Origin of the sequence: Bradyrhizobium sp. UFLA01-814 (genome assembly GCF_046718885.1) — a bacterium.
GTDB lineage: Bacteria > Pseudomonadota > Alphaproteobacteria > Rhizobiales > Xanthobacteraceae > Bradyrhizobium > Bradyrhizobium elkanii.
This window is the reverse complement of sequence record NZ_JAQOSR010000046.1, coordinates 1-24744: the sequence shown is the minus strand read 5'-3', so window position 1 is coordinate 24744 and position 24744 is coordinate 1. Positions and strand designations below refer to the sequence as shown.

The 24744-nt window shown below is 60.5% G+C and carries 21 protein-coding genes and 5 pseudogenes; 12 read left to right on the top strand and 14 right to left on the bottom strand.

All coding sequences use genetic code 11. From position 1 onward, the window contains the following. Positions 1-330: 330 nt before the first annotated feature. A complete protein-coding gene (locus tag PMN64_RS16365) occupies positions 331-945 on the bottom strand; it encodes a response regulator transcription factor (protein ID WP_411781361.1) in 615 nt (204 codons plus the stop codon). Next, on the bottom strand, positions 935-2827 hold the full coding sequence (locus PMN64_RS16360) for an ATP-binding protein (RefSeq protein WP_411781360.1): 1893 nt from the start codon (positions 2825-2827) through the stop codon (positions 935-937). The genes PMN64_RS16365 and PMN64_RS16360 overlap by 11 nt, the downstream gene beginning before the upstream one ends. An 800-nt stretch (positions 2828-3627) precedes the next feature. Between PMN64_RS16360 and PMN64_RS16355 the strand changes: the two genes are divergently transcribed. After that, positions 3628-3810, top strand: a complete 183-nt coding sequence (locus tag PMN64_RS16355; RefSeq protein ID WP_411781359.1) for a hypothetical protein — start codon at positions 3628-3630, stop codon at positions 3808-3810. Positions 3811-3928: 118 nt separating this feature from the next. Here PMN64_RS16355 and PMN64_RS16350 read toward each other — a convergent pair whose 3' ends face one another. Then, a complete protein-coding gene (locus PMN64_RS16350) occupies positions 3929-4375 on the bottom strand; it encodes a CarD family transcriptional regulator (protein ID WP_411781378.1) in 447 nt (148 codons plus the stop codon). Positions 4376-4969: 594 nt separating this feature from the next. Here PMN64_RS16350 and PMN64_RS16345 point away from each other — a divergent pair. From PMN64_RS16345 to PMN64_RS16335, 3 genes are all read left to right on the top strand, one after another. After that, positions 4970-5215: an isochorismatase family protein gene (locus PMN64_RS16345; protein ID WP_283090030.1), complete on the top strand. Its 246-nt coding sequence runs from the start codon at positions 4970-4972 to the stop codon at positions 5213-5215. Between the two features lie 208 nt (positions 5216-5423). Continuing rightward, positions 5424-5747 carry a hypothetical protein gene (locus tag PMN64_RS16340; protein ID WP_411781358.1) on the top strand — a complete coding sequence of 108 codons (324 nt, stop codon included), beginning with the start codon at positions 5424-5426 and terminating at the stop codon, positions 5745-5747. Positions 5748-5761: 14 nt separating this feature from the next. Then, entirely contained in the window at positions 5762-6823 is a 1062-nt protein-coding gene (locus PMN64_RS16335) for a carbohydrate porin (protein WP_411781357.1), read from the top strand. A gap of 27 nt (positions 6824-6850) precedes the next feature. Here PMN64_RS16335 and PMN64_RS16330 read toward each other — a convergent pair whose 3' ends face one another. Both PMN64_RS16330 and PMN64_RS16325 read right to left on the bottom strand, forming a co-directional pair. Continuing rightward, positions 6851-7366 carry an inorganic diphosphatase gene (locus tag PMN64_RS16330; RefSeq protein ID WP_411781356.1) on the bottom strand — a complete coding sequence of 172 codons (516 nt, stop codon included), beginning with the start codon at positions 7364-7366 and terminating at the stop codon, positions 6851-6853. Between the two features lie 73 nt (positions 7367-7439). Then, positions 7440-7955, bottom strand: coding sequence for a ferritin-like domain-containing protein (locus PMN64_RS16325; protein WP_411781355.1), 516 nt, complete (start codon positions 7953-7955; stop codon positions 7440-7442). Positions 7956-8116: 161 nt separating this feature from the next. Here PMN64_RS16325 and PMN64_RS16320 point away from each other — a divergent pair. From PMN64_RS16320 to PMN64_RS16300, 5 genes and pseudogenes are all read left to right on the top strand, one after another. Next, positions 8117-9608 (top strand): annotated as a pseudogene (locus PMN64_RS16320) (FAD-dependent oxidoreductase); the annotation flags it as partial. A gap of 167 nt (positions 9609-9775) precedes the next feature. Further along, positions 9776-11046 (top strand): annotated as a pseudogene (locus PMN64_RS16315) (DUF892 family protein). Between the two features lie 529 nt (positions 11047-11575). Further along, positions 11576-14100, top strand: a pseudogene (locus tag PMN64_RS16310) (excinuclease ABC subunit A). A 96-nt stretch (positions 14101-14196) separates the two neighbouring features. Further along, the gene (locus tag PMN64_RS16305; RefSeq protein ID WP_411781354.1) at positions 14197-14493 is read left to right on the top strand and encodes a hypothetical protein; all 297 of its coding nucleotides are present in this window, start codon (positions 14197-14199) and stop codon (positions 14491-14493) included. 11 nt (positions 14494-14504) lie between these two features. After that, positions 14505-15362, top strand: a complete 858-nt coding sequence (locus PMN64_RS16300; protein ID WP_411781353.1) for an SDR family oxidoreductase — start codon at positions 14505-14507, stop codon at positions 15360-15362. 13 nt (positions 15363-15375) lie between these two features. On the opposite strand, the gene PMN64_RS16295 is transcribed toward PMN64_RS16300, so the two are convergent. The 4 genes and pseudogenes from PMN64_RS16295 to PMN64_RS16280 all read right to left on the bottom strand — a co-directional run bounded on the left by PMN64_RS16295 (position 15376) and on the right by PMN64_RS16280 (position 17541). Beyond that, positions 15376-15690: a hypothetical protein gene (locus tag PMN64_RS16295; RefSeq protein ID WP_283090039.1), complete on the bottom strand. Its 315-nt coding sequence runs from the start codon at positions 15688-15690 to the stop codon at positions 15376-15378. A 121-nt stretch (positions 15691-15811) separates the two neighbouring features. Beyond that, positions 15812-16018, bottom strand: a pseudogene (locus tag PMN64_RS16290) (hypothetical protein); the annotation flags it as partial. 123 nt (positions 16019-16141) lie between these two features. Beyond that, positions 16142-17089: pseudogene (ligD, locus tag PMN64_RS16285) on the bottom strand (non-homologous end-joining DNA ligase). Then, positions 17086-17541, bottom strand: a complete 456-nt coding sequence (locus PMN64_RS16280) for a hypothetical protein (RefSeq protein ID WP_411781352.1) — start codon at positions 17539-17541, stop codon at positions 17086-17088. Before PMN64_RS16280 ends, ligD begins: the two are co-directional and overlap by 4 nt. Before the next feature lie 50 nt (positions 17542-17591). Between PMN64_RS16280 and PMN64_RS16275 the strand changes: the two genes are divergently transcribed. From PMN64_RS16275 to PMN64_RS16265, 3 genes are all read left to right on the top strand, one after another. Then, on the top strand, positions 17592-17804 hold the full coding sequence (locus PMN64_RS16275) for a hypothetical protein (protein ID WP_283090042.1): 213 nt from the start codon (positions 17592-17594) through the stop codon (positions 17802-17804). 331 nt (positions 17805-18135) lie between these two features. Continuing rightward, positions 18136-18642, top strand: a complete 507-nt coding sequence (locus tag PMN64_RS16270) for a cell envelope biogenesis protein TolA (protein ID WP_411781351.1) — start codon at positions 18136-18138, stop codon at positions 18640-18642. Between the two features lie 231 nt (positions 18643-18873). Beyond that, positions 18874-21096 (top strand): exonuclease domain-containing protein, encoded by a 2223-nt coding sequence (locus PMN64_RS16265; RefSeq protein WP_411781350.1) that lies wholly within the window; start codon positions 18874-18876, stop codon positions 21094-21096. On the opposite strand, the gene PMN64_RS16260 is transcribed toward PMN64_RS16265, so the two are convergent. The 5 genes from PMN64_RS16260 to PMN64_RS16240 form a co-directional block, all read right to left on the bottom strand. Continuing rightward, positions 21072-22097, bottom strand: coding sequence for a glycosyltransferase family 4 protein (locus PMN64_RS16260; RefSeq protein ID WP_283090044.1), 1026 nt, complete (start codon positions 22095-22097; stop codon positions 21072-21074). The genes PMN64_RS16265 and PMN64_RS16260 overlap by 25 nt on opposite strands. Positions 22098-22235: 138 nt before the next feature. Then, entirely contained in the window at positions 22236-22445 is a 210-nt protein-coding gene (locus PMN64_RS16255) for a hypothetical protein (RefSeq protein ID WP_225646023.1), read from the bottom strand. Between the two features lie 271 nt (positions 22446-22716). Continuing rightward, on the bottom strand, positions 22717-22950 hold the full coding sequence (locus tag PMN64_RS16250) for a hypothetical protein (protein WP_411781380.1): 234 nt from the start codon (positions 22948-22950) through the stop codon (positions 22717-22719). Between the two features lie 475 nt (positions 22951-23425). Continuing rightward, entirely contained in the window at positions 23426-23635 is a 210-nt protein-coding gene (locus tag PMN64_RS16245; RefSeq protein WP_283090045.1) for a hypothetical protein, read from the bottom strand. A 936-nt stretch (positions 23636-24571) separates the two neighbouring features. Then, positions 24572-24744: Hsp20 family protein (locus PMN64_RS16240; protein ID WP_411781377.1), on the bottom strand; the 173-nt coding region annotated here is incomplete at its 5' end.

The window sequence follows — 24744 nt, the reverse complement described above, 5'->3', positions numbered from 1 at the left end:
CCGCCACATTTTGGGTGGCGCGGTCGACGTGTCGCGTTCATTTGCCTTGATAGTACGTCGCGGTGGTGCTCCGAGTGATCGCGCTCGCCCTCTTCGACGCCTCGACGAACGATGCATCACCCATCTGTTTAGCCTGCCTGCTACATCAACGGCCTGTTACAAGACGTTTGACGACGGCTGAGATCGGCAAGATCCCGCAAGCCATTACGACTTAGCGAGACGTTCGTGCTAGCGAGGCTAAGATCTTAGCACAGCGATGATTTCCGGCACGAAGCAAAGAGGCGCGGCTTCCTCCTGTCGAACAATGCCATTGGACAGAGTTACTGCGGATCAGCCAGGCCTAAGCCTCGCCACGACGCCGAGCCGGATGGCTTCTGAGAGCTGGCGTACTTCAAGCCGATCCATCATGCGCGCGCGATGTACCTCAACGGTACGCACGCTGAGGCCGAGCTCGTATGCAATCAACTTGTTGGGACGACCGGCCATCAGCCCGTCAAGAACGTCCCGCTCGCGTGGGCTGAGGCTTGCCACCCGCCGGACTGCGTCGGCGCCCTCAAGATCGCCCGTGATCTGGGACTCCTTAGTGAATGTCGCCTCGATTGCCCCAAGCAACGCATGATCGCTGTACGGCTTTTCTAGGAAATCGCTGGCACCCGCCCTCATCGCCCGGACTGCCGTTTGGATGTCGCCCTGGGCGGTGACGATAATGACCGACAGGTCGCTCCGCATCCGGGTCAATTGTGCCTGGACTTCCAGCCCGTTCGTGTCTGGCAGACGCACGTCAAGCAGCACGCATGCCGGTTTGAACCCCATGGCGGCTGCCAAGAACTGATCCGCTCTTTCGAAGGTAACCGGCTCGAAATTGGCGGAACTCAATAGACGTTCCAGCGAACGACGCACGGCTTCGTCGTCGTCGAGAACGTAGACGGTTCGCTCAATTGGCATCGCCTAGACCTTCGGACGGAATGGTGAAGCGGAAGCTGGTGCCGCCGCCCGCCTTTGACTCTGCCGTCAACTGTCCGCCATGCGTCTCGATAATCCAGCGTGAAATTGGCAGGCCAAGTCCCATCCCATTGTGCTTGCTTGAAACGAACGGCTCGAAGAGCCGGCAGGCTATATCCTCGCTGATTCCAGGGCCGATGTCAGCGACTGTGACCTCGACCATCCTATCGTCTACTACTCTTGTCGCCAGAGTAATTTCGCGCTGTTCCTGATCTGCCATCGCTTCAAGCGCATTGCGAATGAGATTTACCAGGACCTGTTGGATTTGGACCCGACTTACAAATGCGTGCGTGGCTCTAGCGTCTAGTTCAAACTTGAGATTTGCCCCGGGCGGAGCAGCACTGCCCAACGCGAGCTCGCTGGCTTCCTCAATCATCAAAGACAATGCTTCGATTCGTCGTTCCTTCTCCTCTGGTCTGACGAACTGGCGGTGCCGCCGGAGGATTTCGCTTGCTCGGAGCGCCTCGGCAGCTGCTTCGCTCGCAACGCCCTGCGCTATCGCGAGGCTGGCGCGGTCCGTGCGATTCAGAAGCCGTTTTGTCGCATTCATCGAGTTGATGATTGCCGTGAGCGGCTGTGAGATTTCGTGGGCAATCGACGCAGCCATGTGGCCAGCTGCCGTGAAGCGCGCCATACGAAACATTTCGTCGCGCAATTTCCGGAAGCGGAGATCGGATTGCTCACGTTCGAATTGTTCCGCCATGAGCTTTTTGTGTGCCGCGGCCAGTTCGATTGTTCGCTGCTCCACGCGTCGTTCGAGAGTTTCGTTGAGGTGGCGCGATTCTGCCTCGGCATGAGTCTCCAAGCTTAGATCGCGGCTAACGGTTGCGACGTTCATCGGTTGCCCGGTTCGCGGATCGTCGATCCTGAAGCAATCCACAAGGAAAGGAATCGGAAGTCCGGACCCGAAGTGCACAAGATCGAGTTCTCCTTTCCATTGACCTGTACGCAGCACCAAGGGCCAAATCGTTTTCCGGACGACCTGCCGGTTTTCGCGTGATACGAAGTCGAGTACGCGAAGTCGCAATGCATCGTCGGGCGTGGCAAGACCCACCGATTGTAGGCCAGCCGGGTTGACGTATTGAATATGACCGCTCAATGAGGCAATGCCTATAAAGTCAGTCGATCGCTGCGCCAACATGGTGAATCGTCTCTTGTCGGCATCGCCCAACCAGTGCTGGAACGCGATCGCCGCCTGATTAGCCCCGATAGTGAGCAGCAATCGTTCCGCTTTGGTTGGAAACGCGGCGCGAAAGGAGCCGGCAGCAAGCACAGCATACTCGCTTAGCCCGATTGGTGCGGTTGCGACCTGCAGGTTGCGGCCGCTGGATCCGTTGGCGACGATAAACCCCTGACCGTCGCCAAATGTCGCTCTTTCGCGCTTCAGCACGGCCCGTACATGATCCACACTTGCAGGATCCAAGTCAGGATCACAGCGGAGCAGCTCCGTGAGGTGAGTGTCATGATTCTGCGGGATAATGAGGACAAAGTCAGCGCGGAGCATCGTGAATAGCGCGCCGGCGATGCTGTCGCACATCCGCCGCAAATCATAGTTTCGCCACGCCTTCGGAAGCATCGAAAGGGCGACAACGTCGCGCATACAACGCCGCAACTCATCAGGATCTGCAAGGGGATCGGTCCACGGCATTGCGCTGGCCTCGCAGCGACCCGGATGAATTTGATACCTATTTTGCGAGGCCGGCAACTTCCGGGCAGCCCTCATGGCGGTATCCTCGTCTGTGTATTCCAGAATGATGATGCTGTCTGTTCCCGAAAACGCAGCGGGGTTCGATACGTCGAGAATAATCAGTGGTGGCTTGGTCATTCCGACGGTGACCCGTCAGGCCTTTGGCGATGGTCTACGGTAGGCCCCCTGACCAATCTTGCATTTAGCTAGGTTAAAGGGCGGCCAGGGCGCGGCGTTACTCCTTCCGCTCGACCATCCGGTTCACGACCTTGCCAGATTGCTCTAGAAGGCGAGCGCTTTCGGCGAGCACGCGATAGCTATCTGCAAGCGTGCTAAGTTGTTGCCGCGAATGTCGATCAGGGGCAGCGTCGGCAGCCAACGCTTAGTGACGTTCCAGCCGCGAATACTCTTTGGACGGCTTCCTGCTCGCGTTAATGACGGGAGCGCGACCGTTCCGGCTCACCGGATCGATTTCAACAACGCCTCAATAGACCTCATGCCGTATCTAAGTTCCTCTCGAGGGAACGGCTCTTCTTCCTGCGGCCCATGACGATGTCAGGCGGCGGCAGTGGGTCAGTTTGATTGTGGCAGGGTTCCTCACTGGTATGTTGACTGTCGAGGGCACACACGCGCGGCGTCAGCTTAACTTGGCCCGCGTGGCATAGCGGCCGATTTGATTGCAGAAGGTACCGCAGGTTTTCCGGGTGTGGGGAAAGGCGGTAACGCTCCACTGACTCGAACCCGCCGCGACGCTTCATCCCTTGGTTCGTTCGGGCGGCTCGAATTTGGTATCACGCCGGGGGCGATCCCCTCCGCTCGGCTCGCTCTGGCACTTGCTACCCCGGATCGGCTCGCGGAGGCCGTGTCCGTCGATATGATGGGCTACTGGCGGCCGACGCGTCACCAAGGCGCGTATTCTGGAGGCAGTCTGCGAAGGCGTGAGCGAGGAAGCGGCCAGCTTGGCGGACAGGAAGAAGGTCGACATGGCAGAAGCTGCCAAGCAGTCGCTAGCCGCGACCGACTGGCTGCGTTCCTTGCTGAGGACGGTTAAGCCGCAAGGTCTGGTCGATGCATCCAGCGATTCCCAGGGTGGAGGCATCTTCTCGCAAGCGGCCGAATGAGATTCGCGCCGGGGCCACGCGAAAGTGGCCCGGCACATTGCGGAAATTTTGGCCTCGCGCCTGACCGCGCGCGGCCGTTTTCGATGGAAGCAAAGCCGCGACTGTCCGAAGGCCCCGACTAGGCGCTGCGCCTGGCCTCGGCTGTCATCAGGCTTTCCAGCTCTTTCCCGGCTTCTTCTTCGGTCATGCCGCTTACAAGAGCAACTTCTTCGGACAAGCGATCAACCGCCGCCGTGTAGAGTCGCCGTTCGGCGTAGCTCTGGTCTGGGCTGTTAGCGCGTCGGTGGAGGTCGCGCATCACTTCAGCAATGGCGACAATATCACCCGAATTGATCTTGATTTCGTACTGTTGAGCAAGTCGAGGCCAATTGCCCCGTCCCTTATGAGGTGGTTGACCCAGGATTCGTCGTATGTGCTGGATGGAGCCCGGATCGGATAGGTGACGCATACCGGTGTTTGTCGCTTTGCTCGTTGGAACGCGTAGCGTCATCTTGCTCTTTGCGAAGTAGATGACAAAGAACTCGAGACGAACGCCGGCCACCGTCTGCTCTTCGAGCGCAACGATTTGTCCGACACCGTGTGCAGGGTAAACGATCGAGTCAGTTGCTTTGAATCCAAAGCGCGTTTCACTGCACTGGCCTTCATTCGCTGGATCGGCAGAAGTCGTAGCTGAATGCGTGGGACTGAATGGTTAGTCCTGGATCGATTGTCAAAATTCATTTCGTAACTAGCTCCAATAACATCTCGAATTGGCTTGCCGCCAGTTCTGGCGCTGATCAATGAACTTATTAGAAACAAACTGGCGGGGCTCAAAGATAGTCGCCCCAATTATTCCTCACCAATAAGCTGGGAGCGCGAGCGCCGCCACGATAATGACGCCGCCAATGTCCATTCCGTTCGATGACGTGGCTTCTTGGCAACGTGTTCACAGCCTACGAATCCAGCAGTTGCCATGCTTGCAGGCAAGTGTCTGACAAACCTGGCGTGCGAATGGGAGACACAGTGAACTTTCACTGCCACACGAATCGAAGATCGTCGGGAATAAATTGCGAACATATGAGGCCAATGCACCGGCATGCGCGCGCGTGCGCTGTCAGGAATTGTCTGCTGTACCGCAACGGTCTTTACGCGAGGATGTGGCTGAGGTTGGACGTCTCGTTTGTGTGATGTCTTTGTCACGATGGCGGGTGACCCGGGCTCGCTTTTCGATCTGGCGCGCGGGAATGGGAGGCTGCATTCCTTCCTGAATGAGCGTCAGGTAGACACGCTGATCGTTGCCGGCGGTGAGACGGACGTCTTTGCGTTGGCAACCGCGTTGGCTACGGTTGATCGTGGCTATCGCGTGATGCTGGAATGGCTCTGCAGCTGCTCCGATGAAAGCCGTGCCGCGCTGCTCAATCTCTAGACCAGGACGCCTCAGCTTGAAGATCGAGGTGGCTCCGTTGCGTTGGTCGGTCGATGACCGCCCACCCGATTCCGACGGGAACTTTTCGTTTCGTCGTTAACCTAGGTTAGGTGATTCACGGCAATATCGCTCCGCAGCTCAGTGGACTTGAATTCAAAGCGACCACATGGCTCGATACGCTTGCATCCCGCCGCTCAGGATCGAAACTGTGAGACGTACCAGGAGGCGCCTTGGAGAACTACTTCTCGCCGCCACGTTGCTTGCGGCGGGGACAGCGGCCGCCCAGGAGGACAAGAAGACCGACGAGGATAAGCCGTCCGACCCCGACACGGGCGAAAGCACCGTGGAGGAAAAGACGCTTGGTCTTCTCCCTAATCCTTTGCAAAAGTACGGCGTCAAGTTTGCAGCCACCTATATCGGCGAAACGTTGGGCAATCCATCCGGCGGATTGAAACAGGGGTCTGTCTATGAAGGGCGCCTGAACCTTGCCGTTGATCTGGACTGCAAAAGCTCGCCGGTCTCGACCAACTAACATTCCATGCCAACATGTTCCAGATCCATGGCGGCGGCCTGTCGCGCGGCAGTTTGCAGAATTATTTCGTGGTCAGCGGCATCGAGGCGTTGCCATCCACCCGTCTCTATGAGGCCTATTTCGAAAAGCGGTGGGACAACAAGAAAGTCTCGCTAAAAGTCGGACAACTCGCGGCCGACAGCGAGTTCTTCAACACGAAATACACCGACGTGTTGACAAACGCCTCGATGGGTTGGCCAGCGATCACCTCGCTGGATCTGCCGAGCGGCGGTCCATCGCCGCCATTGGCCGCGATGGGAGCCCGTCTTCTCGTCAACTTCACCGACCAGTTGTCTGTTCTCGGCGGCATCTTCGATGGCGACCAGGCTGGACCTGGCCCCGGTGATCCGCAAGAGCGCAACCGATATGGCCTCAACTTTCGCGTCAACGATCCACCCCTCCTGCTCGGTCAGATCCAGTATGCGTGGAACAACAAAAAGGGCGATCCAAATCTTGCCGGCCAAATCAAATTCGGCGGCTGGCGACATTTTGGGTCTTTCGCCGATCAGAGATTGGCATCCAATGGTGTCTCGCTTGCCTCCCCAACCAGCACCGGCGAACCCTTTCTCCTGTCCGGCGATATCGGCGGCTGGATGGTGTTTGAGCAGAAGATCTATCGTGTACCGAAAAGCGATGATCGCGGCATCGGCATTTTTGCGCGCGTCTCGGGTGCACCAGCAGACCGTAATCTGATCGATCGCTACGCCGACGCCGGCATCGAATTCATCGGGCTCGACGATCACCGTCCCGACGACAAGTTCGGGATCGCGGCCGGCTATGCGCATGTGTCGAAACGCGCACAGGCGCTCGATGTGGATTACCGCACATTGGTCGATCCTGTCTGGCCGGTGCGGAGTTTCGAGGGGCTTTTTACAGCCGCGTATCAATATCAGATCAAGGACGGCTGGACGTTGCAGCCCAGTCTTCAATACATCATCCACCCTGGCGGAGGTGCCACCAGCCCTTCCAGCGCGATGCCCGGCAAGGTTCTTCACAATGCAACGGTGCTTGGCTTGCGAACGACCCTGAAGTTCTAGTCCGCCCCCCTCTGTAAGGGCCGTGGGTTAACGGGCGAGCCGTTTGATGGTTTTGGTCGCCCGGTTCGGCCCGTGCCAGCCGAGAAATTTCAGGTCCTTGTTCTCCAGCGCGTTCGTCGCCCGAAAAAACTGCTCAAGATCATCGCGCGCACGGGAAGGGAGATTACGGATGTCCTTGAGATCCGTCTCGAGCGGCGACCGGTCAGGTACTGCAAAAATGCGGTCGTTTCGCTCGGTCTTGCGCTTTCTCTTCTGCTCGACTTCGAGAATGCCGATGGGACGGCAGCGCAGCACGATCCCCGGATAAGTCTGCGCATCATGCAGGATCAGCACATCCAGGGGGTCTCCATCCTCAGCTTTGGTCGAGGGAATAAAACCCCAATCGTAAGGATAGGTCAGACCCGCCATCAGCGGCTTTGCCAGGGAAAAAACGCCAAGCTTGGGGTCGAAATCGAGCTTGCAGGTACTGCCGCGCGGCGTCTCGACCACGGCAAAGATATTGCCGTCGTCGGCCCAGCTCGGCAGTTTGGTTAGATTGGTCATGGTGCCGTCGATCGATTGGGCCTCGAAAGGAGCAAGCGGTCCGACAGAAAATTGATCCGTCAGGCCCGCCGGATCAGGCGACGGTCGAGGCCTTTTTGTTGACGCCCTTGCGCAGCGCAACTGTGTTGAGCTTGGTGTTAGCCACTTTCTCCTCGTTGAGGTTCGTCGTCAGAAAACGCACGATATCGTCGCGGCCGAGCTGTTCCGCCCAAGCGATCAGCGTGCCGTAGCGGCAGATCTCGTAATGTTCGACGGCCTGAGCGTTGGCGACGATCGCCGCATCGAGCACCGTCTTGTCCTCGATCTCGCCGGCGGTCTCATCGGCTTCCTTGATGATACCGTCGATAGCCGGACATTGCGTGCCGCTTGGCGATTGGCCGAGTTTCTCGAAGACCTTCTCGAGACGCTCGATTTGCTTATTGGTCTCCTCGAGATGGTTCTTGAGTCCTGTTGCCAGATCACGGTTGGTCGCTTTGTCGATCATTTTCGGCAAGGCCTTGGTGATCTGCTGCTCCGCGTAATAAATGTCCTGCAAACTATGCAGCAGCAGGTCATCCATCGTCTTGATGTCTTTCGTGAATATTCCCATGGCGTCCCTCCTCGAATTCAATGCGATGGAACGGCGGCGGCAGAGCTTTGTTCCTGGCGGTCGCTGCTTCCGGCCGCGCGATCACTGCGGCGAAGGGCTACCCACGCTTGCAGGAACCCGCGTAAGTAGGCGGTATTTTGTCTCTTTGCATGGAGTCCAGGATGGTCAGTAGCTCGCTCTGGATGGAGACCGAGGTCCGGCCCGGGGCGCCCACGCTCAAGGGCGAGGTGCAGTGCGATGTGGCCGTCGTCGGCTCCGGTATTGCCGGGGTCTCGACGGCCTATGAACTGATGAAGCGCGGTCAATCTGTCATTGTCATTGACCGTAAAGGTATCGCAAGTGGTATGACAGCGCGCACGTCGGTGCACTTAGCGCCGCTTTGCGACGATCTGATGAGCGAGTTCAGAAAACTGCGCGGTGCTGAGAACGCGAAGCTTTTCTACGAAAGTCAGGCCGCCGCCGTCGACCGCATCGAGGAGATCCAGAAGAGAGAAGATCGCTTACGACTTTCGTCGCCTGGACGGCTATCTGTTCCAGGGCAACGGCATGCCGGCCGACATCTTCGATGAGGAACTGGACGCGGTGCGCGAGGTTGGCGCGCCCGTCCATCGGCTGGTTGGCGTCCCGCTCAAGGGCTGCAAGCACCGGCCTGTGCTCCGGTATCCGCGCCAGGCTAGATTCCATCCTCTCAAATATCTCGCGGGTCTTGCCGCCGTTTGCGAGGCCGGCGGCGTGCGCTTCTTTGCCAATAGTCCAGTCGAAGACGTCGCGGAGCGGGACGGCGGCATTACGCTGCGAACCGCCCAAGGACAGGTCACTGCCGGACACGCCGTGATCGCGACCAACGCATCTATCGCCGATCGCTTTCAACTCCATACCAAAGTCGCTCCTTACCATACCTACGTGCTCGCTTTTGCCGTCGCGCGGGGTGAACTTGCCGACGCGCTTTATTGGGATACGGAAGATCCTTACCATTATGTGCGGCTGCAAACGGGCGCCGGCGATCATGACTGTGTTCTTGTCGGCGGCGAAGACCATAAGAGCGGCGAGGCCAATGACGCCGAGCAGCGCTTTGCACGGCTGGAAAGCTGGGCACGCGAATTGATCCCGGCCCTTGGCCGTATCACCCATCGTTGGTCGGGCCAAGTTCTCGATACGATCGATTATGCCGGCTTTATCGGCTGCGAGCCCGGTAGCGGGCGCATCTACCTCGCGATGGGCGATTCAGGCCAGGGTCTGACCCATGGAGGGATGGGTGCGATGCTAAACGCGTCCCTCATTATGGGCGAAGATCATCCGTGGAAGCCGGTCTATACGCCGGATCGCAAATCGCTCACGGCGGCCAGGAATTTCTTGCGCGAGAATATGACGATTCTGCAGAACCTCGCCGAGTATGTGGCGCCCGGCGAAATCGCTTCGCTCGAAGAGCTTGGGCGGGGCGAGGGTGCCATCCTGCGTCAAGGTCTCGAAAAGATTGCTGCTTACAAGGACATGGGTGGCGAGCTGCATCTTCACTCGGCCAGTTGCACCCATATTGGCTGTCATCTGCACTGGAACAGTTTTGAGAGTTGCTGGGACTGCCCGTGCCATGGCTCGATCTTTGCGCCAAACGGGCAGCCCATCAATGCGCCGGCCGTGTCCGCCTTGGACCCGTGGAGGCCTAAAGAATCTGCCGAGCGAGGGCGTGAGGCCGGTCTGCAGCGAGAGGATATGCTTTTGCAACGTCTCTTGGTGTGGGACTTTCGTCACTGGACAGCGATAGGAACAACCACAGCGCCTGTCCGTTCGGGATTAGATCTTCCTGCAGCCCGAGGCCTCCGATGTATCACCATGTCAAGAAGCTTATGTTCACGGTCCGTGTCGATGAGCCGGACCCCCGCTTTGGCAATATGCTTCTTGAACAATTTGGTGGCGCCAACGGCGAGCTCGCGGCCGCCATGCAATATTCGATACAGGGCCTCAATTGCGAAGACCCCGATCGCAAGGACCTTCTGATGGATATCGGCACCGAGGAGCTGAGCCATCTGGAGGTCGTCGGTACACTGGCGCGCATGCATCTCAAGCCAGCAAAATTCGACCGCCAGGCGGCGGAGGCCGATCCGCTGATCGCGATCGCGGGTGGGGGTGGGGTGAACCTCTTCAACTCGCAAGGTAACGCCTGGACCGCCGATTATCTGAAGATCACCGGCGAACTTGACGTTGATCTGCGCAGCAATATCGCCGCCGAGGCGCGGGCCAAGATCGTTTACGAACGTCTCATCAACTTCTGCGACGACGCCGGCACCAAGGATGCGCTGCAATTCCTGATGACACGCGAAATCACCCACTGAAGGCTTTTTCGCTCGCGCTCGAAAGCATGAGCAAGCCGGCCTTCAGCATCGGCCGTCTCGCGCCTACGCCCGGCCTTGTCGATCAGTTCTTCAACGACTCCACGGGCACGGGCGATCACGGCGAGATCGATACGCGCGGGGCCTGGAACGAGGGCGGGGAATGGGTTTTCACGGAATCGCCAGCCATCCAGGCCGGCGAACCCGGGCCCGCGTCAGCTATCGTCACCGAAAGCTCATCGCCGGTTGACGAGGCCGGCCTTGGCGATCTGCTGGTCGACGAACTCCGCGATATCTTGCACGCCGAGAAGCAATTGACGAAGGCGCTTCCCAAGATGGCGGAAGCGGCGCGTTTCGATCAATTGCGCGAGCTGTTCGAACAGCATCTCGGCGAGACCGAAACGCAGATCGAGCGGATAAACGAATGCTTTGAGTTGCTCGGCAAGCCCGGCCGCGCCAAACCTTGCAAGGGAATGACAGGCCTTGTCGAAGAAGGTCAAGAAATCATGGACGAGGGTGAGAAAAAGGAAGATGCCGCGGCTGACCTTGCTCTGATCGGCGCGGCCCAGCGCGTCGAGCATTACGAGATTGCTGGCTACACGACCGCGCGCAACCTTGCTCAGCAGCTTCGCCATAGCGCCATTGTTAGCCTGTTGTCGAAATCACTCGCGGAAGAGGAAAACGCTGACCAGTTGCTCAACCAGGTCGCCCGATCGTTGATGTCAGTCGCGAAGATGCCGGCCGTGGTTGAACAGACCGAATAGTAGACCAAAGGCGGCACTGCTGCGTTAACTGCCGCAAGCGCTGCTAGCGTCAGTCGCCAGCGCTTTCTGTTCAGTTGGAGGCGCTGAGATGTCGTCAATCTTTCCTGTCCATGACGAACAGGATTGTATTTCGTTGAAGGCGACCATGGCAAAATATCACTGGCCACCTTCTTTATCGGCCTTCCCGCGAGTAGCGCGCATCGTCGGCTTCGAGCTGGTTTTAGTAGTTTCAGATGCAAACGTGCGAGGTCTCGGAGTGCATGCCGCGTCGCGCATTTTCCGTGTCGACGACTTTGCCGGACTATCAGACGCTACAAGCGTATTCCTTCATGGTTCCTTGACGCACCCTGGCGACCCGGCCGGCCGCAATGGTCCGGGATGTTCCCCGACCGGAAGGACAATGAGAGCCATTCGGTTTGTAAATTCTCCTGTTGGCATCGCCGTCACGTGGGTATGACGCTGAGGGAGAGGTGCAGTGCAGTTGGTGTCCCTCGGGAACCACGCGATGCGGCCGGGCTTTTACCTCCCTATGGACGGGAAAGCCGAAACAAGTGAAGAACTGACTTCCGGGACGGCCGACGCTTTCGTCCGTGTCCGCGGAGCGCGGGAGCATAACCTCCGGAACGTTTCGCTCGACATCCCGCGCAATAAGCTCGTGGTCTTCACGGGGGTGTCGGGATCCGGCAAGTCCTCTCTAGCGTTCGGGACGCTATACGCAGAGGCTCAACGCCGTTACCTCGAATCCGTCTCACCTTACGCACGTCGCCTATTCCATCAGATGCAGGTGCCCGACGTCGACACAATCGAGGGATTGCCGCCGGCGGTAGCCCTTCAGCAGCAGCGCGGTTCGCCGACGACCAGGTCGTCGGTCGGAAGCGTCACTACCCTGTCCAACCTCTTGCGCATGCTGTATTCGCGGGCGGGAAGATACCCGCGCGGGCAGCCCTTGCTTTACGCGGAGTCCTTCTCGCCTAACACGCCGGAAGGCGCCTGTCCGAACTGCCACGGCATCGGGCGAGTTCATCAGGTCGTCGAACGAAGTCTGGTACCCGACGACACTCTGACGATCCGCGAGCGCGCCATCGCGGCCTGGCCTTCCGCCTGGCAGGGCCAGAACCTTCGGGACATTCTTGTCACCTTGGGGTACGACGTCGACAGGCCATGGCGCGAGCTTACGAAGAAGGATCGTGACTGGATTCTCTTTACGGACGAGCAGCCGACCGTACCTGTGTATGCGGGGTACACCACAGCCGAGACGCGAAAAGCCCTGAAGCGCAAGGAGGAGCCAAGCTATATGGGCACCTTCACCGGCGCTCGCCGATACGTACTCCAGACATATGCCACTACGCAGAGCGCAATGATGAAGCGGCGTGTAGCGGAGTTTCTGTCGAGCGACGATTGCCCGGTCTGCGACGGGAAGCGGCTAAAGCCGGAAGCACTTTCGGTCAATTCGCGGGAATGGACATCGCCGAGATGTCTCGCCTGCCGTTGGGAAAGCTCGACGAGCTCATCAAACCATACATCGACGGAAGCAAACGGGACGAAACCGACGGTCATTCAGAAAAGGTGCTTGTCGTTCAGAGAATCGTCGAGGATCTCGTCGAGCGTCTCGAAGTTCTGCTTGATCTCGGCCTCGGCTATCTGACCTTGGAGCGCAACACGCCGACGTTATCGCCGGGCGAACTGCAGCGCTTGCGGCTCGCGACGCAAGTCCGATCGAACCTGTTCGGGGTCGTCTACGTGCTGGACGAACCCTCTGCGGGCTTGCATCCGGCGGACACCGAAGCGCTCCTGCGGGCGCTCGGACGCCTGAAGGCATCGGGAAACTCGCTTTTTGTCGTTGAGCACGAATTGGACGTGGTGCGCGAGGCCGACTGGATCGTCGACGTCGGACCCGCTGCGGGAGACCGGGGCGGTCGAATCCTCTACAGCGGGTGCCTTGCCGGTTTGGCAGAAGTGGAGGCTTCCCAAACACGCCGCTATCTGTTCGAAGACGCCGCAAAACCGCAACGCAAAGTCCGTCGGCCGAGCGGCTGGCTGAAGCTGCGGAACGTGACGCGGAATAACCTGAACTGTCTCAATGCCGATCTTCCTCTCGGCGTCCTTACCTGCGTGACTGGCGTCTCGGGCTCGGGCAAGTCCACTCTCATCAGCCAGTCTCTCGTCGAGGCGATCGCGGAGACGCTGGGTCAGCGCCGCGAGACCGATCCGGAAGAAGTTGAATTGCAGGAGACGGTGAGAACGCTGAGTGGGGAGATCACGGAAGGGTTGGACCACGTCAAGCGGCTCGTCGTGGTCGATCAGAAGCCGATCGGGCGGACCCCGAGGTCCAATTTGGCGACCTACACCGGCTTGCTCGATCACGTGCGAAAGCTTTTCGCCGGGACGAAGCAGGCGCGTGCCAGGCGCTACGACGCGGGCAGATTTTCCTTCAACGTGGCCAAGGGCCGTTGCGAAACCTGCGAAGGCGAAGGCTACGTGTGCGTGGAGCTGCTGTTCCTTCCGAGCGTCTATGCTCCGTGTCCGACCTGCAGGGGCGCTCGCTATAACGCGAAGACGCTCGAGATCAAGATACGGCACAAGTCGATCGCCGACGTGCTGGCGATGACCGTCGACGCGGCTTTTGAGTTCTTTGGAGACGATGACGTTCTTTCTCGCTCTCTGGGCGTTCTGCGCGGGGTTGGGCTTGGTTACATTAGGCTCGGTCAGTCGGCCACCGAACTTTCAGGAGGAGAGGCGCAACGCGTCAAACTTGCCACGGAGCTCCAACGCGCTCATCGGGGCGGTACATTATACGTGCTCGACGAGCCGACAACTGGACCGCATCCCTCCGACGTCGCAAAGCTCGGTAGTCAGCTGCAAGGCCTCGTCGAGGCGGGAAACACCGTCGTTCTGATCGAGCATGATATGTCGGTTGCAGCGGAGAGCGACTGGATCGTAGACGTCGGCCCTGGCGCCGGAAACAGAGGAGGCCGCATCGTGGCGTGCGGACCGCCGGATCGAGTTGCTGCCTCCGGGAGCCGGACAGCAGAATATTTGAAGCGGGCCCTCTGACTTATTGGCGGAACTTCACTGCGACGGGGGCCTAGCTCCGTAGGAACAGCGGTGCGCCCGATTGGTTGTTTGCCAGTACGCCGGAAAAAGACACGCATGGAACGCACTCCGATCGCCGAATTCGATACCCGCCGCGCGGCGGAGCTCGCGGTTGAGCACGTGGTGCAGGAATGCGGCGTCCAGAGGACCTACGTGTTCGGACAGCCGGCGGGCGCCGACAACACGTCAGGCGATCGACCGGCCGGTGTTGTCGTGAAGACAGCGCCGAGGCGGAGCAGGGCGGGAAGCTCGAAGGCCCGATCGAAGTGTCCGTCGAACTTCCATGGCGACGATCCGAAGCGCGTCGCGGACGCGCTGACATCCGCAGGCGCTAAGGCCGTCCAGACGAAGTGAAGGCGAGGACTATGCCCGATTATCCCAAGCCGCCATTCCCAAGCCAGCGACAGCCCATGCCGGGCTCGACCAAGAAGATGGATCCGCGTCCGGATCACGGTGAGACCAGCTACAAGGGCGCGGGACGGCTTCAAGGTAGGCGTGCCATCATTACCGGCGGCGACAGTGGCATCGGGCGCGCGGTCGCCATCGCGTTCGCCCGCGAGGGCGCAGATATCCTGATCGCCTACCTCGACGAGAGCGACGACGCGAAGGAGGTTGTGGCGCTGATCGAGAAGGAAGGGCGCAGAGCCATCCGTGTCGAGGGCGACCTCCGCTCGGCCGATCATTGCCGCGCCGTCGTCAGCCGCGCCGTTCGGGAACTTGGCGGCGTCGACATTCTCGTCAACAACGCCGCGCATCAGGCGACCTTCGCTGACATCGGCGAGATCAGCGACGATGAATGGCGCATGACCTTCGAGGTGAACATCCATGCGATGTTTTACCTCGCCAAGGCCGCGGTCCCACACATGAAGCCCGGAGCCGCAATCATCAATACGGCATCGGTGAATTCCGACATGCCGAACCCGATCCTGCTTGCCTACGCGACGACGAAGGGCGCGATCCAGAACTTTACCGGCGGCCTCGCCCAGATGTTGGCGGACAGGGGCATTCGGGTGAATGCCGTGGCGCCCGGTCCGATTTGGACCCCGCTCATTCCCTCTACGATGCCAGAGGACGCCGTAAAGAACTTTGGCAAGCAGGTGCCGCTGAAGCGGGCTGGCCAGCCGGCGGAGCTCGCCACAGCCTACGTGATGCTCGCCGATCCTCTGTCCAGCTATACGTCGGGCACGACCGTCGCGGTGACCGGGGGCAAGCCCTTCATCTGAGATATGGCCGGCATCAAGCATCCCGGCGCAGCGCTTCACGATGGCCGAGGTGCGCCTGTCTTCTATCTGCAGCGTCCATTGCTTTGCTGGACTTGCCGATGAAGTCGAAGCCTAGTACGCCTCGCCCGATCCTCACGTGCCTCCGCCGCATCGTCGTCAGCTCGCAGGACTTGTTCTTCTCCGCGTATTCTGCGTTGCCGACACAAATGCGCGTCTTCTCGAGCAGGCTCACGATTGTCGCCAATACCTTCTGGCGGGGGAGGCCGTCCAGTTTCATGTCCGACGCAACGCGAGCGCGCAAGGCCCGCGGGGTGTTCGCAAACTGCATAACATGCTCGTCTGGGCTCTGCTCGCGGAGCTCGCGCCATTTCGGATGGCACCGGTATCGCTTGCGTTTGGCGCGCGTGGAGACCGGTCGCCTGTATGTGGCCGTTGGAAGTGGAACGGATCCAGACGAATTCGTACGCTGGAGGGATGCCGATGGACTTGATGCGGCGGAACAGCCTTGTCAGTGACGCGCATGCCGTCCTTGTCGTAGTAGGAGAACGACGTGTCGGTGCGCTTGCGGCGGTAGCCCGGCGTCGCGTCGCTAGCGTAGCGTAGGCCGTCCTCCGCGATAGCGGCGGCGACGAAGGCCGTCCGGTCCAGAATCTCACGGTCCTTGCCTTCCGCAACGTTCTTCGCGTCCTTGCCGGATAGCGCAACGATCAAAGTCCTCGATAGGAGAAGGTTGGATTCGCATTTGGTTCCGCGCTGCGGACCGCGGCGGCCTTCGGCAGCTATCTTCTTGCCCGCGGCCGTTCGCGCACGACGTCGTTCGCCATCTTCTCGGCGCGAAGCCCGAGATAGACCGGCTGGCGGAGCTCGCCTTTGCTCGTCCACTCCGCGAACTTCACCTCGGCGACCAAGGACGGCCGGACCCAAGTCGTGACGGCCTCGTTCTTCACCTTGGCGGGAAAGGGCGATTTGGCGGCTTTCAGCTTCACGAGCTTGCCATGGAGCTCCTCGAGCATCTGGTGGTTGAAGCCGGTGCCGACGTGTCCGATGTACCTCCACGCTCCGTCCTCCTGCACCGCAAGAACGAGCGCGCCGAAGTACGGCCGCGTGCGGCGCGGCGCCGTAAAGCCCGCGATCACGACCTCCTGCCGCTGCGCAGTCTTTACCTTCAGCCAGTCTGCCGTACGGCTGCCGGACACATAAGGGCTGTCGGCGCGCTTGGCCATGATGCCTTCGAGGTGTCAGCGCTCGGCTTCGGCGAAAAACTTCTTTCCGCTGCCTTTCCGGTGTTTGCTGAACGCGATCAGCTTGTGGCGTGGCAGGATGGTCTTGAGCCGCTTCTTGCGTTCGATCAATGGCAGTTCGCGCAGGTCTTCGCCGTCCGCGAACATAAGGTCGAATGCGCAGTACAACAGCTTGGCTTCGTGGCGCAGCGCATTCTGCAGCAGTTGGAAATGCGAGACGCCGTCGTGGCCGATGGCGACGAGTTCTCCATCGATGACCGCGTCGCGCCTCACGCCTTCGAGCGCTTTCGCGACCTCGATGTAGGAGTGGCTGATGATCTTGCCGTTGCGGCTGTAAAGCGCGACCTTGCCGCGGCGGATATCCGAGACCATCCGGAAGCCGTCATACTTGTCCTCGAACACCCAGCCGGGATCGTCAAAGGGCGCCTCGGTCAAACTGGCCAGCATCGGCTGTAGGCGCTTTGGCAGTGTCGACTTGCGGCTCATCTCCGGGGATACCGTCGGTCGGAGAACGGCTCGGTGTGCCAAGGCCGTGGGGAGGGCGCGGAAGAACCTCGGTCAGGGCGAAGTCCGATACAATGCTTGAGGACCCGCCACAAGCGGGCCCGGACCCGGACGGAAATGAATCCTTCCCACAGCCTTGCGAACCAGGAAATGCTCAAGAGCTTCGGCTTCACGATGACAAACAGCCTCTCGACGATCAGGAGGCTGAAGGCGTAGCAGGCTGCAATCATCGCCGTGCCGGTGATCCAGTGACCCTTGCCCGCCAGCGCCACGGCAGCAAGCTTCAGCGGCTCGACCGTCGCGATCGGAAGCGCCAAGAGCAGCAGCGAAGGGTAGGGTCCAAGACCTTCGATCAACCGTCTCAGGCTCATGCGCGGACGTCTCCTTGCCGAGCTAACTGCGACGACGTCCGGACGTTCCGGACGCTGGAACATAGGGCACTTCTGCCGGTTTTATGCGGCGGGCAATGGGGAAGGGAGACGAGATGCGCGCCACCATCGAAGACCGCGGCGGGGAGGCCGCCGGATCCCCCAGCCTGGAGGCCGACGCGGCTGCTTGGCGCAGCAAGCGCGGCGGTAGGCCCGTGTCCATTGCCGGCGAAGTCCTCGTGGTCCGCATTCGCCGGCGCAAGCGCTCGGTGTCATCGCCCGTTTCTTCTGCCGACCGTCCGCCGCGCCACGCTAAAGGTCCGCGTTAGATGCGCCGCCCATGGTAGATGCTACGAAAGCAGGCGCGAAGAAATCCAAAGCTGTGACCGCTCGCGCTGAGACACGGAAGCCGCTGCCGCTCGCCCCGGGCGCGCGCAAGAGCGCCAGGGTCGTGTTTCGCGCCGGGTCATGGCAGCGCCGTCGGCGTCGGCGGCGCTGCAAGGCTCCCGTTCCTGCTGGCCTTTATCGGAATCTTCGGCGGCCTAGCCGCGTTTGGCCTGATCGGACAATTTGTCGGGCCGGTTATCATGGCGGCGCTTCTGGCGATGTGGCGTGAGTGGATTTTCCGTCCGGCGCCTCAGACATGATACGCTGAAGCAGATGGCCAGAAAGCTGAAAACCTTCGTGACCTCGCTGGGATTCTTCGACCAGGCGATCGCTGCACGGTCGATGAAAGCCGCCTTGGTGGCTTGGGGAGCCGACAGCAACCTCTTCCATCAGGGAGCGGCCAAAGAGACGGACGATCCGGACATCGTCGCGGCGATGATGGCTGCGCCGGGCGTCGTCCTGAAGCGCCCGGTCGGATCGCGCGGCGCCTTCAGGGAGCGTGCGGATCTCCCGACCGAGATGGAAGTGGAAAATGCGTCCAAAAAGACCGCGAAGGCGAAGGCCGGCAAGCGGCCCCAAGCTACTCGACCCAAGCGACAGTCCGATCCGGCGGCGGAACGCAAGGTTGCAGCGGCCTATGAGCTTGGGGAGCGGCACCGAGATCGCCAGCGAGCAAAGGAGCAGGCCGCGCGCGACCGACTGCGCAAGCGCAGGCAACTGGCGATGGAGAAAGCGCAGCTGACGTTGGATGTAGCGCGCGAACGACACGAGGGCGCGTAGCCCAGATCCGCGCTCAGATCGACGTGCTGGAAAATAAGCTTCGGGTCGACGACGAGCGCTGGAAAAGGAGAGCTCGCGCTTGGAGGCCGCCCTCAAGCGTGCACGCGTTGGTGGAACCCGTTGAACGCTTCCAGACCGCGGGCCGCTTGACAAATTCGCGCGCTAGAACAAAAAAGGAACGGTGCCTGCACGCGATAGCGACGATGCGGAGCCAGAAGATTAGGTCCCCGGATGACGCTTCCCGTCCTACCGACGTATTACTATCGCGATCATTTCGTCGAGATGCTGCAGTTTGCAGAGAGGACTTACGGCGAAATCTTGACTGAGGAGCATCGCGCATTCGTCGCGTGCTTCCATGGCCTATCGCACGACGCGCAATGCCTTCTGATCCGTATGGTCAACCGACGCGGCGCGATCTTTAATCGCGCGCTGTTCAGATACGCCGAGATCTCCGACATCCAGGCCGCGACCGACGCGCTCATGGACTGCGGCCACGTCCGCGCGCTGGCAAGCCAGGACTATTCGGCTTTCGTCGCGTGCCTCACGAAGGTTGCGCTTCTTGACGGGGCCCGCGCTGCCGGCTTCGGGTCCGAGGTCCGGGCGTCATGGTCGAAGCAGGTCTTCGTCGACTTCTTCGTCGCTCGGATTCCCTTTGCCGTAGCGGTCGAGCATTGCGGCGGCGAGAGCTTCGTCGCGCTGGCCGATACCCGGCCGATCGAGTTCCTGCTTTACTTGTATTTTGGGAAGACCGCCGAGAATCTGAAGAACTTCGCGCTTCGCGACCTCGGTGTGCTGCGGACTAATCGGGAAACTTCGTTCAGCGCACGCTTCGCCGATGCCAAAGAGGCGCATGCGTGCTTCCACTACAGTCAGGTGCTGGACCGCATCGAAATCCGCTCCGCCGAGATATGCGAGAAGGCTGCTGTAGACATCCTAGAGGGACCGGAACGGACGACCGAATATGCCACGGACCTTGCGGGCCGTGCGGCCTGCCAGGTTGGGCAGTTCTTTGAAAGGCAGGGCGACAAGGATCTCGCAGAGCGACTCTACCGCTTTGGCGGCTCCGCCGAATGCCGAGAGCGCCTCGTCCGGCTCCTGCATGCGCGGGGCGACAAGTCTGCGACGGAGGATCTGCTGCGGCAGATGATCGACGATCCGGAGAGCGACGACGAGCATCTGTTCGCCGGCGACTTCTACGCCCGCAAGTTCGGGGGACGACGGACCGGGTTGTGCACCGACCTTCTGCGGGCGGGACGCACGATCACGGTTGACGACACGCATCGCGGAAATCCCGAGGCGGGCGTGGCCGGAGTGCTGCGGCGTCAGGGCGGACAAGTGTTCTTTGCCGAGAACACGCTCTGGCTTTCGCTGTTTGGACTTCTTTTTTGGGACGAGCTTTTCGAGTCCGGCCAGATGACCAGTGGGTTCGACTGGATCCCGCACTGCCTGCGCGATCGCACGTTCCGCAAGCGGTTTGCCACGCAGATCGATGCTAAGCTCATGGCGCTCGGATCCGGCGGTGGGTTGCCGATCGTTCTCCGCACCGTTGCCGCCAGATGGGGGCGTCTCAATGGCATCTTCTCCTGGGACCACGTCCAGATGGCGGCGCTGCGGGTCTTGTTCGAGGGCACAAGCGCGTCCGGCCTTGCCGAAATCCTCCGAACGATGTGTGACGACTTTCGTGGCATGCGGGACGGGTTTCCCGACCTGATGCACGTCCGCGACGGCAAGGTCACGTTCGTGGAGGTAAAGGCCGAAGGCGACGCCATACGGCGCAACCAGCTCACGCGTCTTCGCCAGCTCGCACATGCCGGGATCCCGACCGAAATCGGCCGCGTGGACTACCGGTTCGATCCGGAGCAGGACTATGTCATCGTCGACATCGAGACTACCGGCGCGTGGTCATCGGGCGACCGCATCACCGAAATAGGCGCAGTGAAGGTCCAGAATCATGAAGTCGTCGACGAGTGGCATTCACTGGTGAACCCGCAGCGGTCGATCCCGGCTAGGATTGTGCAACTGACCGGCATCACGAACGAGATGGTTCGAGACGCGCCCTTGTTCTCCGACATCGCGGACAGCTTCATGACGTTCATGGGCGACGGCATCTTCGTCGCCCACAACGTGAACTTTGATTATGGTTTTCTATCGTACGAATACGAACGGCTGGAGCGGCGCTTCCGCTTTCCGAAGCTTTGTACTTGCGCTGGCATGCGTCGCAGATATCCTGGACACAAATCTTATGCTCTCGGCAAGCTCTGCGCGATCTACGGCATCGAGCTCGAGGATCACCATCGCGCGCTGTGCGACGCCCGCGCCGCTGCCAGGCTACTGAACCTGATAAATCGCAAGCGCGCCGCGGAGACCCCCGGCGCCGTCGGTGGAAGTGGCCGCTTAACCGCACTCAGGGCAGGTGAAAGGGGGGCCCTTCAGGTGGCGATTAGGCCGCGGTAGGCTTGCTCGTACTCTCTCGCCATCCGGCTCGCGGAGAAGCGCGCCTCGAACCGGGCGCGTATCCTCTTCCGATCCAACCGACCGAGCTCGGCCACCGCTCTTGTCGCCTGGTCTACATTCTCGACGATGAAGCCCGTTACACCGTCCTCTACAACTTCCGGCACGGAGCCGGATCGGTAGGCGATCACGGGCGTTCCGCAAGCCATGGCCTCGATCATGACGAGACCAAACGGCTCGGGCCAATCAATCGGAAACAGGAGGGCCGCCGCGTTGGCCAGAAAAGGTTGCTTTTTTGCCTCATCGACTTCCCCCACCAGGTGAACCGCTCGGCCATCGATCAGCGGCTCAATGGTTTTCTTGAAGTATCGGGTCTCACCGCGAGGAATCTTGGCCGCGATTCGCAGCGGCTTTCCAGCCGCCTGTGCGATTCGGATTGCATCTTCGGGACCTTTCTCCGCGGTGAAGCGGCCGAGAAACGCGAGATAGGATCCCTGCTCATTCGACGGGTTGAAGAGATGCGATGGCAGCCCGTGCTGAATTGTCGCGATCCAGTTCGCCCCTGGAAGCGGCAGCCGCTGATGTTCAGAGATCGAGACGAACCCCGCGTCCGGAAATTGGCGCACAACGTCAGGAAGGCCCGGGAGGTCCAACCTGCCATGCATTGTGGTCAGGAAGGGCACGGAGAGCCGGCCAAGCAGCGGAAGCGGCAGCCAATCGATGTGAGCGTGGATCACATCAAAGTCCTTCGCGCGTCGCGCAACGGATTCCAGGAGCATGGCACAGGCTGCACTGGGATCGACGCCCTTACGTCCTAGGCGCAGGGCGCGCGGCCATACGGGATGCAACTTGCCCTTCGTCCTGGAATCTCCACTTGCAAACAGCGTGACGTCGTGTCCGAGCCCGACCAGTTCGTCAACCAACCACGCCACCACGCGCTCGGTGCCTCCGTAGAGCTTCGGGGGCACACTTTCAGCGAGGGGAGCAAGTTGAGCGATGCGCATCATGGATCCGTTAGATAGGAAGCATCGCTCCGAGGAGTAAGACGATGGCCGCTGAAGCGAGTTCAGCAATGACCAGCAGCGTCCACTCCGGTCTTGCGCTGCCGATCACCGCGTACCTGACGAACTCCTCCATCAGCCTCAACATTCGTCCTTGGGAAGACGGTCGAGATAAGCCAGGCCGAATCCAGTGAGTTCATCGGCTTCGCTCACGTTCGCTTCCCATCTCCCTTGAAGGTGACGCTCCAGCAGACAACGACGGCTGTCCGCAATGTCGACATCGCGATGTTTTGCCCGATAGAGGCACCAAACCGTATCCACCACGCTTCTGAGCGGCACGTCGTCGACCATGTATCGGCTCCAGCAAGAAAAATACTGTGAAGCCAACTCGCGCTCGGGCCGATGTTTCCAGTTTTTCCTGACACTCGCGCCTAGTAACTTAGTCGGACGCTCTGTGGCGCAGACCTCGAGTGCTCCCCAGGATGCCGACCCTGTGGTTAGGATTCACGCCGACGAAGAATTCGCGCTGCTTCCTCAAGACGTCATCTCTTGTCGAGGTCGGACCGCCACACCGCTACTGCAAAGGAGGGGCCGCTCCGAAGGAGCGGCCCCTGTGTAGCGGCTACCGGCCGCGGGTGCCAAAGCTGAAGCCGACGCCGGGGCCGCTGTCGTAATAACCATAGCCGCGATCATAGTAGGCGGGGCCGCCGTAGGAACCGTAGCTCCGGCGCGCCACATAGCCGTCATCGCCGTAATAGCGCTGGACGTAGCGGGGACCATGGCTGCGGAAGCAGCGACCGTACTCGTTGCAGACGAGCCGGACCTGGCGAATGCCGGAGAGTTCGGGCGAGCTCACTCTGGAGGGGCTGAGGGGAGCTGCGGTCGCAGCCGATCCCAAAAGGGCGGCGCGCAGCCTCGGTTCGCAAGCGATCCTGCTCGTTGACGCGCGCGGAGACGAGCGTGCCGCCGCGACGAACGCCTTCGTCGTATCGCGAGGCTTCATCTTCGGGCACGCCCGCCTGGGTTAGCGCGCCGATGACCCCGCCCGTCGCAGCGCCGCCGACGGCGCCCGCCGTAGTGGAAACAAGCACGATGTTCTATTACTCACGTGACCGCAGGGGCGGGCATCCCCAAGCGCCCGGACCAATCCGGGAAGCGGCGTGTTGGGTCCATGCGCGGCGCCCATTCGACGGTGCCGGTGCTGGCCAAGGGCAAGACCGATACGGCACGCGGCTCGGCGATTTGGCTTGGCCCCAGCATGATCCGGATGCTGGGGCCACTTCTTCAGAGTGAATTGAGGCGGCCTTTGTCGCCCCTCACAGTTGAAGTCGTCACCAATCGGTTCTTAGTTGATACCGTTGCTTCAATCTAAACGTCGTGGCTCCCGCGGCGTGCTGGATTCGGTTGAGATCGGCGCCGTCCCTGACCGTCGCATGAAGCCTCCAATCCGCGCTCGATGGAATAACTTCCACATGGCACACATATTCACCGCCGGGAAAACTGCGAATCTCGCGCAGCGCGATCAGCTCCAGGTCCTTCACCGATATTGGCGTCCTCATGCCGTCTAAGCCTTGCCGTCCACGTTGCCTTGAACGGTACTGATCAGGCCGCTTGGGCTGGCCGAGCGAGATCAGCCTGCAGCCGTTCCAGGTTCCGCTTCTCTTCCTCGATCCGTTTCGCGAACGTGTTCCGCTCCTGTTCCGATTGGGCCGTGTCCAACAAAAACTGATAGTGACTAATAACCTTTTGGCTTCCACGTATCAGAAATTTCGTCGTGCTCATGGTGAGGCACCTTCCGATCGACTGGCCGTGCCGAGTGGTTGTTCATGAACGAGAAGGGGAATGTCAGCCGCCAGATTTTCCATCGCCGACGATTCCTCGGACAGACGTCGTTCGATAAAGTTGCGCTCGAGGTCGCTCAGCTGTGTGCTGAGTAGCCATCGATACCGCTGGATGTTGTTGCGATGCGCCCGAAGCAGTTCGAGCTGGCGGTCGACGATCTCGCGTCGAGACCTGCCGGGCGCACCAGCGGGCTTCGATCCTGTCCACTATGTGTTTCGGAAGGTTGATGTCGTTCATGTCACCCTCCTAAGCGGCGAGCGGACGCGCGGTTGAGCGAAGACGACGGGGTCTACCTCCCGGCGGATGATGAGGATCGCTGTCGAGACGGCATAGGGCGTCGAGAATAGCCTCGAGCTTCACCGGTGACCGTAAATCCCGAGGTGCCCGAAAGTCTGGGCGGCACGGAATCGCGGCAGCATCAGACGCCCATGACGCCAAGAGAGCGCGTTTTTCTTCCGTGGTCAGGGACAGATCCGCCAGGACATCTCGGGGATGATTAAACCGCGCCTCTTTGCGGTCAGATGTGTTCAAGGAAATGACGTTCGCGGTCGTCGGCCGCATGTTTGCCTCCGTTCCAAGACGAGAATTGAATGATTGAAGCCGCGTGCGGCAGATCCGGACGCGGCTCGCGGCTGTCAGGCTGCAGCGGACTCGAGCTGTTGCGGCCGGCTCGGCTGCGTGATTGCGATCCGCCGCGGCTTCATGGCTTCCGGAATTTCGCGCGCCAGCTCGATCTTGAGCAGACCGTTGTCAAACGCGGCATCCTTGACCAGAACATGGTCGGCCAAGCTAAATTGCCGTCGGAATC

What these genes read in the sequence shown, in the direction of transcription:
- PMN64_RS16360 (WP_411781360.1), bottom strand. Translation starts at nt 2,827, where the DNA reads ATGACCAAGCCACCACTGATTATTCTCGACGTATCGAACCCCGCTGCG.
- PMN64_RS16305 (WP_411781354.1), top strand. Translation starts at nt 14,197, where the DNA reads ATGGAACGCACTCCGATCGCCGAATTCGATACCCGCCGCGCGGCGGAG.
- PMN64_RS16280 (WP_411781352.1), bottom strand. Translation starts at nt 17,541, where the DNA reads ATGTTCCAGCGTCCGGAACGTCCGGACGTCGTCGCAGTTAGCTCGGCA.
- PMN64_RS16335 (WP_411781357.1), top strand. Translation starts at nt 5,762, where the DNA reads ATGTTCCAGATCCATGGCGGCGGCCTGTCGCGCGGCAGTTTGCAGAAT.
- PMN64_RS16255 (WP_225646023.1), bottom strand. Translation starts at nt 22,445, where the DNA reads ATGGTCGACGACGTGCCGCTCAGAAGCGTGGTGGATACGGTTTGGTGC.
- PMN64_RS16330 (WP_411781356.1), bottom strand. Translation starts at nt 7,366, where the DNA reads ATGACCAATCTAACCAAACTGCCGAGCTGGGCCGACGACGGCAATATC.
- PMN64_RS16260 (WP_283090044.1), bottom strand. Translation starts at nt 22,097, where the DNA reads ATGCGCATCGCTCAACTTGCTCCCCTCGCTGAAAGTGTGCCCCCGAAG.
- PMN64_RS16270 (WP_411781351.1), top strand. Translation starts at nt 18,136, where the DNA reads ATGGCCAGAAAGCTGAAAACCTTCGTGACCTCGCTGGGATTCTTCGAC.
- PMN64_RS16265 (WP_411781350.1), top strand. Translation starts at nt 18,874, where the DNA reads ATGACGCTTCCCGTCCTACCGACGTATTACTATCGCGATCATTTCGTC.
- PMN64_RS16325 (WP_411781355.1), bottom strand. Translation starts at nt 7,955, where the DNA reads ATGGGAATATTCACGAAAGACATCAAGACGATGGATGACCTGCTGCTG.
- PMN64_RS16275 (WP_283090042.1), top strand. Translation starts at nt 17,592, where the DNA reads ATGCGCGCCACCATCGAAGACCGCGGCGGGGAGGCCGCCGGATCCCCC.
- PMN64_RS16295 (WP_283090039.1), bottom strand. Translation starts at nt 15,690, where the DNA reads ATGCAGTTTGCGAACACCCCGCGGGCCTTGCGCGCTCGCGTTGCGTCG.
- PMN64_RS16365 (WP_411781361.1), bottom strand. Translation starts at nt 945, where the DNA reads ATGCCAATTGAGCGAACCGTCTACGTTCTCGACGACGACGAAGCCGTG.
- PMN64_RS16300 (WP_411781353.1), top strand. Translation starts at nt 14,505, where the DNA reads ATGCCCGATTATCCCAAGCCGCCATTCCCAAGCCAGCGACAGCCCATG.